Annotated in this window: 16 protein-coding genes; 8 read left to right on the top strand and 8 right to left on the bottom strand. The window is 61.9% G+C overall.

The window, feature by feature from the left end:
- Window positions 1-7: 7 nt before the first annotated feature.
- Entirely contained in the window at window positions 8-829 is an 822-nt protein-coding gene (gene aroE / locus J5M66_RS03135) for a shikimate dehydrogenase (RefSeq protein WP_207807635.1), read from the bottom strand.
- Window positions 830-838: 9 nt separating this feature from the next.
- Window positions 839-1,753, bottom strand: a complete 915-nt coding sequence (gene hemF, locus J5M66_RS03130) for an oxygen-dependent coproporphyrinogen oxidase (protein ID WP_071173933.1) — start codon at window positions 1,751-1,753, stop codon at window positions 839-841.
- A 150-nt stretch (window positions 1,754-1,903) separates the two neighbouring features.
- Here hemF and J5M66_RS03125 point away from each other — a divergent pair, with 150 nt between their 5' ends.
- Window positions 1,904-2,881, top strand: a complete 978-nt coding sequence (locus tag J5M66_RS03125; protein ID WP_206421317.1) for a quinone oxidoreductase — start codon at window positions 1,904-1,906, stop codon at window positions 2,879-2,881.
- A 179-nt stretch (window positions 2,882-3,060) separates the two neighbouring features.
- Here J5M66_RS03125 and J5M66_RS03120 read toward each other — a convergent pair whose 3' ends face one another.
- From J5M66_RS03120 to J5M66_RS03105, 4 genes are all read right to left on the bottom strand, one after another.
- Window positions 3,061-3,828, bottom strand: coding sequence for a hypothetical protein (locus J5M66_RS03120; RefSeq protein ID WP_223630482.1), 768 nt, complete (start codon window positions 3,826-3,828; stop codon window positions 3,061-3,063).
- Window positions 3,829-3,988: 160 nt separating this feature from the next.
- Entirely contained in the window at window positions 3,989-4,546 is a 558-nt protein-coding gene (locus J5M66_RS03115; protein ID WP_039757175.1) for an L-threonylcarbamoyladenylate synthase, read from the bottom strand.
- A gap of 56 nt (window positions 4,547-4,602) precedes the next feature.
- Entirely contained in the window at window positions 4,603-5,700 is a 1,098-nt protein-coding gene (dprA, locus tag J5M66_RS03110) for a DNA-processing protein DprA (protein ID WP_207807634.1), read from the bottom strand.
- Between the two features lie 84 nt (window positions 5,701-5,784).
- Entirely contained in the window at window positions 5,785-6,810 is a 1,026-nt protein-coding gene (locus tag J5M66_RS03105; protein ID WP_076564752.1) for a LysM domain-containing protein, read from the bottom strand.
- A gap of 158 nt (window positions 6,811-6,968) precedes the next feature.
- On the opposite strand from J5M66_RS03105, the gene def reads away from it, so the two are divergent.
- From def to J5M66_RS03080, 5 genes are all read left to right on the top strand, one after another.
- Complete coding sequence (def, locus tag J5M66_RS03100) at window positions 6,969-7,475, top strand: peptide deformylase (RefSeq protein ID WP_095182315.1); 507 nt, start codon at window positions 6,969-6,971, stop codon at window positions 7,473-7,475.
- Window positions 7,476-7,532: 57 nt separating this feature from the next.
- The gene (fmt, locus tag J5M66_RS03095; protein ID WP_206421319.1) at window positions 7,533-8,492 is read left to right on the top strand and encodes a methionyl-tRNA formyltransferase; all 960 of its coding nucleotides are present in this window, start codon (window positions 7,533-7,535) and stop codon (window positions 8,490-8,492) included.
- Window positions 8,489-9,799, top strand: coding sequence for a 16S rRNA (cytosine(967)-C(5))-methyltransferase RsmB (gene rsmB / locus J5M66_RS03090; protein WP_207807633.1), 1,311 nt, complete (start codon window positions 8,489-8,491; stop codon window positions 9,797-9,799). Before fmt ends, rsmB begins: the two co-directional genes overlap by 4 nt.
- Window positions 9,800-9,820: 21 nt before the next feature.
- A complete protein-coding gene (trkA, locus tag J5M66_RS03085; RefSeq protein ID WP_016772381.1) occupies window positions 9,821-11,197 on the top strand; it encodes a Trk system potassium transporter TrkA in 1,377 nt (458 codons plus the stop codon).
- A 132-nt stretch (window positions 11,198-11,329) separates the two neighbouring features.
- A complete protein-coding gene (locus tag J5M66_RS03080; RefSeq protein WP_110599673.1) occupies window positions 11,330-11,644 on the top strand; it encodes a tetratricopeptide repeat protein in 315 nt (104 codons plus the stop codon).
- A gap of 57 nt (window positions 11,645-11,701) precedes the next feature.
- On the opposite strand, the gene J5M66_RS03075 is transcribed toward J5M66_RS03080, so the two are convergent.
- Window positions 11,702-12,589, bottom strand: coding sequence for a lysophospholipid acyltransferase (locus J5M66_RS03075; protein ID WP_024014955.1), 888 nt, complete (start codon window positions 12,587-12,589; stop codon window positions 11,702-11,704).
- Window positions 12,590-12,630: 41 nt separating this feature from the next.
- Window positions 12,631-13,188: a DNA-3-methyladenine glycosylase I gene (locus J5M66_RS03070; RefSeq protein WP_056791133.1), complete on the bottom strand. Its 558-nt coding sequence runs from the start codon at window positions 13,186-13,188 to the stop codon at window positions 12,631-12,633.
- A gap of 81 nt (window positions 13,189-13,269) precedes the next feature.
- Between J5M66_RS03070 and glyQ the strand changes: the two genes are divergently transcribed.
- Both glyQ and glyS read left to right on the top strand, forming a co-directional pair.
- The gene (glyQ, locus tag J5M66_RS03065) at window positions 13,270-14,223 is read left to right on the top strand and encodes a glycine--tRNA ligase subunit alpha (protein WP_003187265.1); all 954 of its coding nucleotides are present in this window, start codon (window positions 13,270-13,272) and stop codon (window positions 14,221-14,223) included.
- Complete coding sequence (glyS, locus tag J5M66_RS03060; protein WP_024014953.1) at window positions 14,220-16,274, top strand: glycine--tRNA ligase subunit beta; 2,055 nt, start codon at window positions 14,220-14,222, stop codon at window positions 16,272-16,274. The genes glyQ and glyS overlap by 4 nt, the downstream gene beginning before the upstream one ends.
- The last annotated feature ends 1 nt before the right edge of the window (window position 16,275 follow it).

Genomic DNA, 16,275 nt, shown 5'->3' with positions numbered 1-16,275 from the left:
GCAAAAGTTAAAGGGCCAGTTGGCGGCGCAGCTCGGCGAGTACCGGCGCGGTATCCGGGCGTACGCCGCGCCACAGCAGGAACGCCTCGGCCGCCTGCTCGGCGAGCATGCCCAGACCATCCATCGCCAGCGCCGCGCCGTGCTCAGTGGCCCAGCGGCAGAACGCGGTCGGTTCCCTGCCGTACATCATGTCGTAGCACAGGGTCTGGCCCGGCTCGATCAGGCTTGGCGCAATCGGCGGCACGTCGCCGGTCAGGCTGGCGGAGGTGGCGTTGATGATCACGTCCACCGGCTCGCGCAGCCAGTCGAAACCACTGGCCGACACCGGCCCGAGATCGCCGAACAATTCCGCCAGCAGCTCAGCCTTGTCCACCGAGCGATTGGCGATGATCACCGAGGCCGGTTTCTCTGCCAGCAACGGCTCCAGCGCACCGCGCACCGCGCCGCCGGCGCCGAGCAAAAGGATGCGCTTGCCGGTCAGGCTGAACCCGGCATTCACCGTCAGATCGCGGACCAGGCCGGCGCCATCGGTGTTGTCGCCGAGCAGTGAACCATCTTCCAGTTTGCTCAAGGTGTTCACCGCACCGGCGCGCTGCGCGCGGGCGGTCAGGCTGTTGGCCAGCCGGTAAGCGTCTTCCTTGAACGGCACTGTCACGTTGGCGCCGCGGCCTTCGCGAAAGAATGCCGTGGCGCAGCCGGCAAAATCATCCAGCGGCGCCAGCAGCGTGCTGTAGTCGAGGCGTTGGCCGGTCTGTTCGGCGAACAACTGGTGAATCATCGGCGACTTGCTGTGGCCGATCGGGTTACCGAAAACAACGTAACGATCCATCACCCGTCCTCAGGCCTCGGCCAGCCAGTCACGATCCTGCAGGAAATACTCGGTCAGACGCGCTTCTGCGCTGCCCGGCTCGGCCTTCCAGTCATACCCCCAGCGCACTTGCGGCGGCAGCGACATCAGGATCGATTCGGTACGGCCACCCGACTGCAAGCCGAACAGCGTGCCACGGTCGTAAACCAGGTTGAATTCGACGTAGCGGCCACGACGGAATTCCTGGAATTCGCGCTGCTGAGCGGTGAACGCGTCATTCTTGCGCCGCTGCACGATCGGCAGGTAGGCCTCGATGTAGGCGTCGCCGATGGCGCGCATGAAGGCGAAACTGGTGTCGAAATCCCACTCGTTCAGATCGTCGAAGAACAGACCGCCAATGCCACGTGGCTCATGACGATGCTTGATATGGAAATAGGTGTCGCACCAGGCTTTGTAACGCGGATAGACGTCCGCACCAAACGGCGCACAGGCTTGCTCGGCGACGCGGTGCCAATGAATGCAGTCTTCTTCAACGCCGTAGTACGGGGTCAGGTCGAAACCGCCGCCGAACCACCAGACCGGTTCTTCGCCTTCTTTTTCAGCAATGAAAAAACGCACATTGGCGTGGGAGGTCGGCACATGCGGGTTGTGCGGGTGGATCACCAGCGACACGCCGAGCGCCTCGAAACCACGCCCGGCCAGTTCCGGCCGATGGGCACTGGCCGACGGCGGCAGACCGCTGCCGAACACGTGGGAAAAGTTGACCCCGCCCTTTTCAATCAGCGTGCCGTTTTCCAGCACGCGGGTGCGCCCGCCACCGCCCGCCGGCCGGGTCCAGGCGTCTTCGACGAAGCATTTGCCGCCGTCTTCGGTTTCCAGTGCAGCGCAGATGCGGTCTTGCAGATCGAGCAGATAGGCCTTTACGGCGTCGGTGCGGGTCGTCATGGCTTCACCTTGAATCGGGCGGCGCCCCGGCAGGCGGGCGGCGCAAATGGGCGCGTAGCATACCATCGCAGACCGGCGCGCCGCAGTTGACGAAGATCAAGCAGGGGAGTTGGATAGAGGGCTTAGCAACGACCCAAGGAGAGCAGGCAGATGGCAAAGCGTATCCAGTTCCGCGCCCACGGCGGTCCCGAAGTGCTCGAATATGTAGACTACGAACCCGCTGCGCCCGGGCCGAATCAGGTGCGCGTGGCCAATCAGGCGATCGGCCTGAACTTCATCGACACCTATTACCGCAGCGGCCTCTATGCGCCGCCCGCGTTGCCGTCCGGGCTGGGTTCGGAAGGCGCCGGCACGGTCGAAGCGGTGGGCGGCGACGTCACCCGGTTCAAGGTCGGCGATCGCGTGGCATACGGCAGCGGCCCGCTCGGCGCCTATAGCCAGCTGCATGTTCTGCCGCAGGACAATCTGGTGCACCTGCCCGATGAAATCAGTTTCGAAACTGCCGCCGGCGTCATGCTCAAGGGCCTGACCGTGCAATACCTGCTGCGCCAGACCTACCCACTGCAGGGCGGCGAAACCATTCTGTTCCACGCCGCAGCCGGTGGCGTCGGCTCGCTGGCCTGCCAATGGGCCAAAGCGCTGGGCGTGAAGCTGATCGGCACCGTCAGCTCGAAGGAGAAAGCCGAGCTGGCCAAAGCCAACGGCGCTTGGGCCACCATCGACTACAGCCATGAAAACGTTGCCGAGCGCGTGCTGGCACTGACTGACGGCAAGAAAGTCCCGGTAGTGTATGACGGCGTCGGCAAGGACACTTGGCTCACGTCTCTGGACAGCGTCGCACCTCGGGGCCTGGTCGTGAGCTTCGGCAATGCTTCCGGCGCGGTCGATGGCGTCAATCTGGGCATTCTTGCCGCGAAGGGCTCGTTGTACGTCACCCGGCCTACGCTGGCGACCTACGCTAACAACGCCGAGAACCTGCAACGCATGGCCGACGAGCTGTTCGAGATGATCATCAGTGGCAAACTGAAGGTCGACATCAGCCAGCGCCATGCACTGGCGGATGCGGCGAAAGCACAAACTGAACTGTCGGCACGGCGCACGACCGGTTCCACGATTCTGCTGCCATAACGCTTCAAGTTGATACTCGGTGAACTCTTCCATGAGTTCGCCGAGTATCTTTCAGCTATATCAAGTACATCTTCCGGTGAAGTTTCTTCGCCGCTGGCCTACGACCGGCGAACTTCCTGCGCAACTTCTTCGGCTCGTATACAAGCCATTTCTCCGCCCACTCTTCGATTATTGGCGGATCAATACTGACGGTGATAGACATCACGATACTCCGGCTGATGCACGTTCATGTTCACAGGCTGATCCAGGGCCATCAGGATTTGTCGCCACTCGGCAGACAACAGCCAATAATCGCCCCGGGCGCGCTGCTCGATATGCATGGCGTGCGAAGCGATCGGTGTCAGGCCGAAGCGCTGAAACAGTTGTCGCTGTGGCGATCTGCACAAGGCCGTCACCCCCTGATATCCGCGATCGATCGCCCATTCCGCAGCGGTGGCGAGCAGGCCATTGATCGATACCGGCCGGTGCTGCTGGGAATGGGTAATCAAGCGACTGAATTCGACATGCCGCGCCAATGCCACAGTGGGAGACACATGATGCTGCGCCAGTGAAGCCCATTCGAAGGGCGCCGGGGTTGCCCGCAGCACCGCAATAAGCTGATCACGCTGATACAACAGAAAGTGCGTGCTGCGTGAGGTGATCGCCAGTCGAGTTTCCAGCGCCCGGGCTCTGGAGGTGAGCATGTAATGCTGCAATCGCAGGCGAAACTGTCGATTGATGAAGCGTTCAAATTCCCCGGCATCCGATCCTGCCTCAACAATGGCCACACGATAGTCGGCCTGTTGATTCTTGAGTGTCTCCTGAAAGCCCTGCAGATAATCCTTGAGGTGTAAATCGGTAATATCCATTACTTCTCCGCAGCCATTAATATTTCGAAGTTGCTTCAAGCACATTGAAAGAATGGATGCTTTTGGAAATCTCGCCACTGCACGCGTTCTGATAATCACGTGGGAAAACTTACAGATATTTCAGACTGAAAGATTCGTCTGACGCATGAAAGAACAATGGCAACGGCCAAGTTTTAATAAATGCGGGAATAAACTGCGGGCATGCGCAGAACTCCTCGTCGATGGCGCCGAGGAGTCCGCAAAAATAAAAAGAATGGCGTCAGTCAGGACGAACGACGTTACCGGTGGCCAGGTCGCGGATCACGCTGGGATTCTTGCGCCCGCCAAGGCTGCCGCCCAGCACCAGATCGACCTGACCACGGAAATACTGCTCGATGCGCAAACGCGTGCGCGCCGGCGGTCGCCCCTGTGGGTTGGCCGATGTGGAAATCAATGGCCCGACCAGCGAGCACAGGTCGCGCACCTGGGGGTGATCGCTGACCCGCAGCGCCACGGTGTCATGCACGCCTGTGACCCATTCCGGCAACAGGTTCTGGTGCGGCACCAGCCAGGTGTTCGGACCCGGCCAGGTGCTGGCCATGCGGTCGATCCAGTCCTGCGGGAAGTCCTCGAACAGGAAATCGAACTGGCGGATATTGTCGGCGACCAGGATCAGCCCTTTGCTCACCGAGCGATTCTTGATCGCCAGCAAGCGGTCCACCGCGTCTTCATTCCACGGGTCGCAACCCAGCCCCCAGACGGCTTCGGTTGGATAGGCAATCACCGCGCCGGCGCGAACTTCACGCGCGGCTTGTTGCACACGCCAACTGTTGACCATGAAAAAACTCTCCCACAAACAGGTTTCGCGCAGTTTACCGATCTTCATCGTAAAACCTAGCTCGACCGCGCCAGCCAGCGACCGTTTTCGCATACCGCACGGCCTTCGATTTCCAGCTCGGTCAACGTTGCCAGCACTTTCGGCAACGCCCAGCCACAACTCGCGGCCAAGGCCTCGCTGGTGTGCGGCGCCGCGTGCAGCAGCGCCAGCAACGGGTGTTCGGCCTTCGCCGCCGCCGTGGATAACAGTGGCTGCTGCCAGCCGCGCAGGGCTTCGAGGATATGTTCGATAGTCTCCACCAAGACCGCCCCGTCGCGAATCAACTGGTGACAACCGCGCGCGCCGGGGTGATGGATCGAGCCCGGAATCGCATAAACCTCGCGGCCTTGTTCGGCTGCCAGCCGCGCGGTGATCAGCGAGCCGCTGGCAACACTGGCCTCGACCACCAGCACGCCAAGGGACAACCCGCTGATGATGCGGTTGCGCCGGGGGAAGTTGCTCGGGCTCGGCCCGGCGTCCAGCGGGAACTCGGAAAGCACCGCGCAACCCGAGGCGATCATTGCCTCAGCCAAGCGTTTATTGCGCTGTGGATAAAAATTCTCCAGGCCCGTGCCAAGCACCCCCACGGTCAACCCGCCAACGTCCAGAGCAGCCTGATGGGCAGCGGCATCGATGCCCAGCGCCAGACCACTGTTGATGACAAAACCGGCCCCGGCCAGACTGCGGGAAAACGCCGCCGCCGTATCCATGCCCGGGCGCGAAGCGCGGCGGCTGCCGACCATCGCCAGTTGCGGTTTTTCCAGAATCGACGGATCGCCCGCGACGAATAACAGCGGCGGTGGATCGGCGATTTGCGCCAGCAACGCTGGAAAATCCGCTTGGTCCCACATCAGTAAATGTTGGCCGGGGTGCTCTAGCCAGCGCATTGCGTGGCTGGCGCCGTCGCGCACCGTTGGACAACGCCGTGCTTCGGCGCAGGCCGCCGGCAACCCCAGTGAGCGCCAGGCACTGGCCGGCGCGCTGAAGGCTTTCGACGCCGAGCCGAAGGCTTCGAGCAGTTTGGCAAAACGCTTGGGGCCGATATCCGGCATGCGGTGCAGGCGCAGACGCGCTTCCAGTTCCGCCGGGGAAATGGCCGTACTGACAGACAACATGAATGGATCATCCTTGATCGTTCTATGCTCCGAACCATTCGGAACAAGTTGTGGATAACTCTGTTGGTAACTTGTTAAGCAAGCTTACGGATTTCGCACCTTGTCGAGCACCGCCAGCGAGCGTGAAGCGTTGAGCACCAGGCCGTAACTGAGTTTGTCGTAGGTGCGGAACACCATTAGCAGGCCGGCGCGTTCATCGGGAATTTTCAGCGGCTGGCCAGTGATCCGGTCACGCACCGTTTCGCCGGTTTTCATCACCGCCAGAACATTGCCTTCGGCCAGACCGTCGCGTTTGCCTTTGTTCAGGGTGACCACGTCCATCACGCCGATCTGCGTGACGCCGCGTGGCACATCGATGATCACGCCGTTGATGTCGCTTTTCGGCGCGCTCGGCATGAAAGTCGAATTGATCGAACGTTCTTCACCGCCGAACAAGCGGTCACCGAGGCGCACTTCCTGGGTGGTGCGTTGCAAGGCGAGGGTGGCGACGTCGCCTTCGGTGGCAACAATCTCGCCGCCGCCGATATCGTCGGCGTTGATGCCGAGGAATTCCTTGGTCTGCGGATCGGTGTAGACCTTGCCCTGGCGGAAGATGCCGTACACCGGCTGCTCCGGATCGAAATGGCCGCGCGCGAAGATGCGATCGCCTGTACCGCTGAGCACCCGTTCGGCATCGCCGGCGACGATGTACGGCGCCTTGTCGAAGTCTTCGGCCTTGTCGACGATACGGTTGCTCAGCAGAAAGCTGTTGATCGATTTCAGCGGAATGCTCGGAATTGCCTCGGCCACCGGGCTGGTGCGAATCCGTGGCGAGAGCTTGATGGTGCCGCGCGACTCGCCCCGATGGACGGTCAGTTGCGGCTGGCCGTTGACGTAGCTGAGGGTCAGCGTGTCGCCGGGATAGATCAGGTTGGGGTTTTCGATCTGCGGATTGGCCCGCCACAGTTGTGGCCACTGCCAGGGCTCGCGCAGGTATTTGCCGGAAATGTCCCAGAGCGTGTCTCCGGAAACCACCGTGTATTGCTGTGGAAAACCATCCCTGAGTTGCACTTGCCCTTGCGCGGCGCCGGCCGAAGCCAGAAGCAGCAGGGCGAGTAGTGTTTTCCTCATGCAGTGAATCCCTTTATCATGTGCGTTCGCGTGAATCGTCAGAGCCCCGTGGCTCGCTTCTGTATTTCAGAAGCTACGCTTCACAACGGTAGCCTGCATCTTCGGACCCGCCAGGCCATCGACCCGACTTTACTCAACGTGTGCAGCAATCGAAGCCTATGGCCATTTTAAACATCCTCGAATTTCCGGACCCGCGTCTGCGCACTATCGCCAAACCAGTGGCTGTAGTGGACGACGAAGTGCGTCAGTTGGTCGACGACATGTTTGAAACAATGTATGAAGCGCCGGGCATCGGCCTCGCCGCGACCCAGGTCAACGTGCACAAACGTATCGTCGTGATGGACCTATCCGAAGACCGCACCGAGCCACGGGTGTTCATCAACCCCGAGTTCGAATCGCTGACCGACGAGATGGACCAGTACCAGGAAGGCTGCCTCTCGGTACCGGGCTTCTACGAAAACGTCGACCGCCCGCAAAAGGTCAAAATCAAGGCGCTGGACCGCGACGGCAAGCCCTATGAGCTGATCGCCGAAGGCCTGCTCGCGGTGTGCATCCAGCACGAATGCGACCACCTCAACGGCAAATTGTTCGTCGATTACCTGTCCACACTCAAACGCGACCGGATCAAGAAGAAGCTGGAAAAGCTGCACCGCCAGAACGCTTGATGCCCCTCTTCAAAGGCTTGCTGCGGCAAGCCTTTTTCTTTTTATGAGACGCCTTTCATGACTGAGCCACTGCGCATTGTTTTTGCCGGTACCCCGGAATTCGCCGCCGAACACCTCAAGGCCCTGCTGAGCAGCCCATACGAGATCGTCGCGGTCTACACCCAGCCGGATCGGCCGGCCGGCCGTGGGCAAAAACTGATGCCGAGCCCGGTCAAACAACTCGCCCTGGAAAATAATATCCAGGTGTTGCAGCCGCCGACCTTGCGCAATGCCGACGCCCAGGCAGAGCTGGCCGCGCTGAAGCCGGATCTGATGGTGGTGGTCGCTTACGGTTTGATCCTGCCGCAAGCGGTGTTGGATATTCCGCGTCTGGGTTGCATCAACAGCCATGCGTCGTTGCTCCCGCGCTGGCGCGGTGCGGCGCCGATTCAGCGCGCGGTCGAACACGGCGATGCCGAAAGCGGTGTGACCGTGATGCGCATGGAAGCCGGTCTCGACACCGGACCGATGTTGCTCAAGGTTGTCACTGCGATCAGCGCTGAAGATACCGGCGGCACCCTGCATGATCGCCTCGCCGAGATGGGGCCGCCCGCAGTGGTGCAGGCGATTGCCGGTCTGGCTGCCGGCACCCTGCAAGGTGAGGTGCAGAATGACGAACTCGCCACCTACGCACACAAACTCAACAAAGACGAAGCACGCATCGACTGGAGCCGTCCGGCGGTGGAGCTGGAACGTCTGGTCCGCGCCTTCAATCCATGGCCGATCACCCACAGCACACTCAATGGCGAAGCGTTGAAAGTGCTGGCCGCCACCGTGGCCGAAGGCACTGGCGCTCCGGGTGAAATCCTCAGCGCCAGCAAGGACGGCCTGATCGTCGCCTGCGGTGCACAAGCGCTGTGCCTGACCCGCCTGCAATTGCCCGGCGGCAAGGCGCTGAACTTCAGCGACCTGTTCAACAGCCGCCGCGAGAAGTTCGCCGTCGGCAGCGTGCTCGGCGCAGCGGTGGACTCACAATGAATCCGCGTCTGGCCGCCGCCAAGGCACTCGCTGCCGTACTCAGCGGCAAAGCCTCGCTGAACAGCTCCCTGCCGACGCAACTGGACAAGGTCGAGGATCGCGATCGCGGTTTCACTCAGGACCTGGCCTTCGGCACCGCACGCTGGCAGCCACGCCTGTCGGCACTGGCGGAAAAACTCCTGCAGAAGCCGTTCAAAGCCGCCGACGCTGATGTCGAGGCGTTGCTGCTGGTCGGTCTGTATCAACTGCTCTACACCCGCGTGCCGGCCCACGCCGCCATCGGCGAAACCGTCGGTTGTGCCGACAAGCTGAAAAAGCCTTGGGCCAAAGGTCTGCTCAACGCGGTGCTGCGCAATGCCCAGCGCGAAAGCGAGACGATCTTCGCCGAACTGGAACGCGATCCGGTAGTGCGCACGGCCCACCCGCGCTGGCTGCAAAAATCCCTGAAGGCCTTCTGGCCCGAGCAGTGGGAAGCGATCTGCGCAGCGAATAACGCGCATCCGCCAATGATCCTGCGGGTCAACCGCCGTCATCACAGCCGCGATGCTTATCTTGCGTTGCTGGGCGAAGCCGGGATCGCCGCGAAACCGTGCGTTTACAGCCGCGACGGCATCGTCCTCGAAGCCGCTGCCGACGTGCGCAGCCTGCCGCGTTTCGCCGAAGGCTGGATCAGCGTGCAGGACGAAGCCGCGCAACTGGCTGCCGACCTGCTTGATCTGGCGCCGGGCCAGCGGGTGCTTGACGCCTGCTGCGCCCCTGGCGGCAAGACCTGCCACATCCTCGAAGCCGAACCGGCGCTGGCCGGGGTGGTGGCGGTGGATCTGGAAGCCAAGCGTCTGGTGCGGGTGAAGGAAAACCTCGAGCGCCTCGGCCTCGACGCTGAACTGATCGCCGCCGACGGTCGCGATATCGACAAATGGTGGGACGGCAAACCGTTCCAGCGCATCCTCCTCGATGCGCCATGCTCGGCCACCGGGGTGATCCGCCGCCATCCGGACATCAAACTGACCCGCCAGCCCGACGACATCGTCGCGCTCGCGCAACTGCAAGGCGAACTGCTCGACGCCATGTGGAAAACCCTCGAAGTCGGCGGCATCCTGCTCTACGCCACGTGCTCGACGCTGCCGACCGAGAACACCGAAGTCATCGCCGCGTTCCTCGAGCGCACCCCCGGCGCGCGGGAACTGGATCTGGCCACCGCGGCCGGCATCAAGCAGCCCCATGGTCGCCAGTTGCTGGCCCAGCAGGGCGGGCATGACGGCTTCTACTACGCCAAGCTGATCAAGATCGCCGCCGCGCGCGGCTAAACGGATTCATGGAGTGACTGGATGAAAATCATCATCCTCGGTGCGGGACAGGTCGGCGGTTCGCTGGCCGAACATCTGGCCAGCGAGGCCAACGACATCACTGTGGTCGACACCGATGGCGAGCGCCTGCGCGACCTCGGCGACCGCCTCGACATCCGCACCGTGCAGGGCCGGGGCTCACTGCCGTCGGTGCTGCGTCAGGCCGGTGCCGACGACGCCGACATGCTGGTCGCGGTGACCAACAGCGACGAGACCAACATGGTCGCCTGCCAAGTCGCGCACACGCTGTTCCACACGCCGACCAAAATCGCCCGGGTGCGCGAAGCGTCGTACCTCAATCGCGAGGAACAACTGTTCCAGAACGAAGCGATTCCGGTCGACGTGCTGATCAGTCCCGAGCAGGTCGTGACCAATTACATCAAACGCCTGATCCAGCATCCCGGCGCCTTGCAGGTGATCGACTTCGCCGAAGGCGCGGCGCAACTGGTGGCGGTGCGCGCTTATTACGGCGGGCCGCTGGTCGGTCAGCAACTGCGCCAGTTGCGCGAGCACATGCCGAACGTCGAAACCCGCGTCGCGGCGATCTTCCGCCGTGACCGGCCGATCCTGCCTCAGGGCGACACGGTGATCGAAGCCGATGACGAAGTGTTCTTCATCGCCGCCCGCGAAGACATTCGCGCGGTGATGAGCGAAATGCGCCGCCTCGACGAAACCTACAAACGCATCGTCATCGCCGGTGGCGGGCAGATCGGCGAGCGCCTGGCCGAGGCCATCGAAAGCCGCTATCAGGTGAAGATCATCGAGATGAGCCCGGCGCGTTGCCGCTACCTCTCCGATACCCTCGACAGCACCGTGGTGTTGCAGGGCAGTGCCTCGGACCGCGATCTGCTGCTGGAAGAGAACATCGCCGACGCCGATATCTTCCTCGCCCTGACCAACGATGACGAAGCCAACATCATGTCGTCGCTGCTGGCCAAACGGCTGGGGGCGAAGAAGGTCATGACGATCATCAACAACCCGGCCTACGTCGACCTGATCCAGGGCGGCGACATCGATATCGCCATCAGCCCGCAACTGGCGACCATCGGCACCTTGCTCGCCCATGTGCGCCGAGGCGATATCGTCAGCGTCCACTCACTGCGCCGCGGCGCGGCGGAAGCGATCGAGGCGATTGCCCACGGTGATGCGAAATCGAGCAAGGTCATCGGCAAGCCGATCGAGAAGATCGGCCTGCCGCCCGGCACCACCATCGGCGCGGTGATCCGCAATGAGAAAGTGATCATCGCCCACGACGACACGGTGATCGAAGCGGGCGACCACGTGATTCTGTTCCTTGTGGATAAAAAGCATATTCGCGATGTGGAGAAGCTGTTTCATGTGGGGTTGAGCTTTTTCTGAGGTTGATCGTTCCCACGCTCCGCGTGGGAATGCAGCCCGGGACGCTCTGCGCCCCATAAGCGGACGCAGAGCGTCCATTGAGGCATTCCCACGCGGAGCGTGGGAACGATCACTCAAACGAGGTTGCAAAAAATGCTCGAATCCCTGGAAAAAATGCTCGCCAAGGGTGTGGATAACGCTCTGCTGCGCTTCGGTCTGGGCAAGGGTTATCTGGACTTGGGTGAAAACTCCAAGGCTGCCGAGCATTTTCAGCGTTGTGTCGCTTTCGATCCGAAATACTCAGCGGCGTGGAAGTTGCTGGGCAAGGCGCAGCTGGCGCTGGGCGATCACGCCGCTGCGCGCCAGGCCTGGGAACAGGGCCTGGAAGCGGCCCGCGCCCATGGTGACAAACAGGCCGAGAAGGAGATGACGGTGTTCCTGAAGAAGCTCGAGCGGCAGGCGCCTTGAGCTACCGATTGAGCAAGGCGAGCCGGTCTGCATCAACCGTCACCCCATCGAAGTTGCTCAGTACCAGCGCGCCTCGCCCGGCGGACGCTTCTTGAAGCGCTTCATGCTCCACATGTACTGGCTCGGATACGCCGCAACATAACGTTCCACTACCTTGCTCATCGCCGCGCAGGACTCTGCGGTATCGGTGCTGTACATCGCTTCGGGCGCGGCTTCGAGAATGACTTTGTAGCCCGAGCCGTCAGGCAGGCGCAGCGCATGCAGGAACACACCGACCGCTTTGCCGCCGGCCAACATGTTCGGCACAAATTTGCTGGTCAGCGCCTGTGTGGCGAAGAACGGCACGAAAATCCCGGCGGATTCGGCCGGTTCCGGGTCGGCGGGAATGCCCACGGCACCGCCCTTGCGCACTTCCTTGATGACGCTGAGAATGCCTTCCTTTGTCGACGCTGCGACCTTGTTGCCCAGCTGCACGCGCTGTTTGCGCAGCAATTCATCCACTGCCTTGAGCTTCGGCGGACGGTAGAAAATGATCGGTTTGCACTGGCTGCAATAGAAGTGGTTGAGCACTTCCCAGTTGCCGAGGTGGCTGGTGATGCCGACCACGCCTTTGCCCGAGGCCAGCGCGTCTTTCAACACATCAAGGCCTTCGACTTCACGGACCAGATCGATCGAGCGCTGCGCCGGCCAGATCCACGCGCAGGCGCTTTCGGTCAGCGACTTGCCGATGTCCTTCAGACTCTGCCCGACCAGACGCTCACGTTCGGCCGCATCCATCTGGGGAAAACACTTGGCGAGGTTGATCCGCACCACGTCGCGGGAACGGTTGGGGGTTTTCCACATGATCCAGCCGATCGCCGACCCCACGGCCTGCACGGCTCGCCATGGCAGCAGGGCAAACAGCCGCAGAGCGCCTACCAGCAAGGCGCCTTTAAACTTTTCCACAGGTCACTCCTGATCTTTGTGCTGTGCGCGAGGCGGGCATTCTAACCGGCGTTGGCGAGCTGCGCGTAGCGGTCGCAATCCTGGGTGTGGTCCATGACCATGCCCGAGGCCTGCATCAGCGCGTAGCAAATGGTCGGACCGACGAAGGTGAACCCGGCTTTTTTCAGCGCCTTGCTCATTGCCAGCGCTTCCGGGGTGATCGCCGGGACTTCGCTGCGATCCTTGAAATGATTGATGATCGGTTGGTCGCCCACGAACGACCAGAGCAATGCCACCGGATCCTCCAGCGCCAGCCACGCCTGGGCATTGCGCCGGGCGGCGTTGAGTTTCAGGCGATTGCGGATGATGCCCGGGTCGAGCATGAGCTCGTCGATTTCGGCGTCACTCATCTGCGCCACGCGCTGCACATCGAAGCCGAACAGCACCTGACGGTAACGCTCGCGTTTGCGCAACACAGTGATCCACGACAGCCCGGCCTGGAACCCTTCGAGCAAAAGCAACTCGAACAAACCCTGCGCATCGCGCAGCGGCGTGCCCCACTCCTGGTCGTGATAAGCCATGTACAGCGGATCTTCGGTACACCAAAAGCAGCGTGGCATAAGGCTCCAGGGGGCGTGCGCAGCAACGAATCGGGTATACTCCCGCTCTTTAAATCGCAGCCCAAGAAACAGGTGAATTTCGTGAGCCAGCCTACGCCAGCCGTGCGTACCTTCCAAGACTTGATCCTCGCGCTCCAGCAATACTGGGCCGAGCAAGGTTGTGTGGTACTTCAGCCCTACGATATGGAAGTAGGCGCCGGCACTTTCCACACCGCGACCTTCCTGCGCGCCATCGGCCCGGAAACCTGGAACGCCGCGTACGTGCAGCCAAGCCGCCGTCCGACTGACGGCCGTTACGGCGAAAACCCGAACCGTCTGCAGCACTACTACCAGTTCCAGGTCGTGCTCAAGCCGAACCCGGACAATTTCCAGGAACTGTACCTGGGCTCGCTCAAGCATGTCGGCCTCGACCCGCTGGTGCACGACATCCGCTTCGTCGAAGACAACTGGGAATCGCCGACCCTCGGCGCCTGGGGTCTGGGCTGGGAAGTCTGGCTCAATGGCATGGAAGTCACCCAGTTCACCTACTTCCAGCAAGCGGGCGGCATCGAGTGCTACCCGGTGACCGGCGAGATCACCTACGGTCTCGAGCGTCTGGCGATGTACCTGCAAGGCGTCGATTCGGTCTACGACCTGGTCTGGGCTGACGGCCCGTTCGGCAAAGTCACCTATGGCGATGTGTTCCACCAGAACGAAGTGGAGCAGTCCACCTACAACTTCGAACACGCCAACGTCGACAAACTGTTCGAGTTGTTCGACTTCTATGAAAGCGAAGCCAAGCGCCTGATCGAACTCGACCAGCCGCTGCCGTTGCCGAGCTACGAAATGGTGCTGAAGGCGTCGCACACCTTCAACCTGCTGGATGCGCGCCGGGCGATCTCGGTGACCGCGCGTCAGCAATACATTCTGCGCGTACGCACCCTGGCGCGTTCCGTTGCGCAAGCCTACCTGCTGGCCCGCGCCAAGCTGGGCTTCCCGATGGCGACCCCGGACCTGCGTGACGAAGTACTGGCCAAGCTGGAGGCTGCACAATGAGTGCGCAAGATTTTCTGGTTGAACTGGGCACCGAAGAACTGCCACCCAAAGCCCTGAACACTTTGGCTGATGCGTTCCTCGCCGGTATCGACAAGGGCCTGCAAGCCGCCGGCCTGAGCTACGAAAGCAAAACCGTTTATGCCGCGCCACGTCGTCTGGCCGTGCTGATCACTGCGCTGGCCACTCAGCAGCCGGATCGCAGCATCAACCTCGATGGCCCGCCACGTCAGGCCGCGTTCGACGCTGATGGCAATCCGACTCAGGCCGCCCTGGGCTTCGCCAAGAAGTGCGGCGTCGAGCTGAGCGAAATCGACCAGAGCGGTCCGAAACTGCGCTACAGCCAGAACATCGCCGGCAAGCCGACCGCGAGCCTGCTGCCGACCATCGTCGAAGATTCGCTGAACGACCTGCCGATTCCGAAACGCATGCGTTGGGGTGCGCGCAAGGAAGAGTTCGTGCGTCCGACCCAGTGGCTGGTGATGCTGCTCGGTGACCAGGTCATCGACTGCACGATCCTCGCGCAGAAGGCTGGCCGTGAATCCCGTGGTCACCGTTTCCACCATCCGCAAGCCGTACGCATCGGTTCGCCGTCGAGCTACCTCGCCGACCTGCGCGCCGCTTACGTATTGGCCGATGCCAACGAGCGTCGCGAGATCATCAGCAAGCGCACCGAAGAGCTGGCCACCCGTCAGGAAGGCACGGCGATCGTTCCGCCGGCATTGCTTGACGAAGTGACCGCGCTGGTCGAATGGCCCGTGCCGCTGGTGTGCTCGTTCGAGGAACGCTTCCTCGACGTGCCGCAAGAAGCGCTGATCACCACCATGCAGGACAACCAGAAGTACTTCTGCCTGCTGGATGCCGACGGCAAGTTGCTGCCACGTTTCATTACCGTGGCCAACATCGAAAGCAAAGACCCGCAGCAGATCATCGCCGGTAACGAGAAAGTGGTTCGCCCACGCCTGACCGACGCCGAGTTCTTCTTCAAGCAGGACAAGAAGCAGAAACTTGAAGACTTCAACCTGCGCCTGCAGAACGTGGTGTTCCAGGAAAAACTCGGCAGCGTCTACGACAAGGCCGAGCGCGTATCGAAACTGGCCGCGTACATCGCCGCACGCATCGGCGGCAACGCCTCGTGGGCTGCCCGTGCGGGCCTGCTGTCGAAGTGCGACCTGGCCACCGAAATGGTCGGCGAGTTCCCGGAGATGCAAGGTGTCGCCGGTTACTACTACGCCCTCAATGACGGCGAGCCACAGGATGTCGCGCTGGCACTGAACGAGCAGTACATGCCACGCGGTGCCGGGGCTGAATTACCGGCGACCCTGACCGGTGCAGCTGTCGCCATCGCCGACAAGCTCGACACTCTGGTCGGCATCTTCGGTATCGGCATGCTGCCAACCGGCAGCAAAGACCCTTATGCCCTGCGCCGTGCAGCACTGGGCGTGCTGCGGATCCTGATCGAGAAACAACTGGATCTGGACCTGAACGACGCCGTGGCTTTCGCGGTGAATGCGTTCGGCGGCAAGGTCAAGGCTGCCGGCCTCAACGAAGCCGTGCTGGAATTCATCTTCGACCGTCTGCGTGCGCGTTATGAAGACGAAGGCGTCGACGTCGCCACTTACCTGTCGGTACGTGCGCTCAAGCCGGGCTCGGCGCTGGACTTCGACCAGCGTGTGCAGGCGGTGCAGGCCTTCCGCAAACTGCCGGAAGCGGCAGCGCTGGCGGCGGTGAACAAGCGCGTGTCGAACCTGTTGAGCAAGGTCGAAGGCTCGGTGCCAACCGTGGTCGAGGCCAAGTATTTCGACAACGCCAACGAGTTCTCGCTGTATTCGGCAATCCAGCAAGCGGATCAAGCGGTGCAGCCAATGGCCGCGGCGCGTCAGTACAACGAATCGCTGGCACGCCTGGCGGCACTGCGCGAGCCGGTCGATGCGTTCTTCGACGCGGTGATGGTCAATGCCGACGATGCCAATGTGCGGGCCAACCGTTACGCGCTGCTGGCGCGTCTGCGTGGCCTGTTCCTCGGTGTTGCCGACATTTCGCTGCTGGGTTGAG

The sequence above is a fragment of the Pseudomonas sp. 67(2021) genome, from assembly GCF_017491835.1.
GTDB classification, from domain to species: Bacteria; Pseudomonadota; Gammaproteobacteria; order Pseudomonadales; family Pseudomonadaceae; genus Aquipseudomonas; species Aquipseudomonas atacamensis.
Note: the sequence above shows the minus strand (reverse complement) of the source record. Positions and strands in the feature narration are given on the sequence as shown.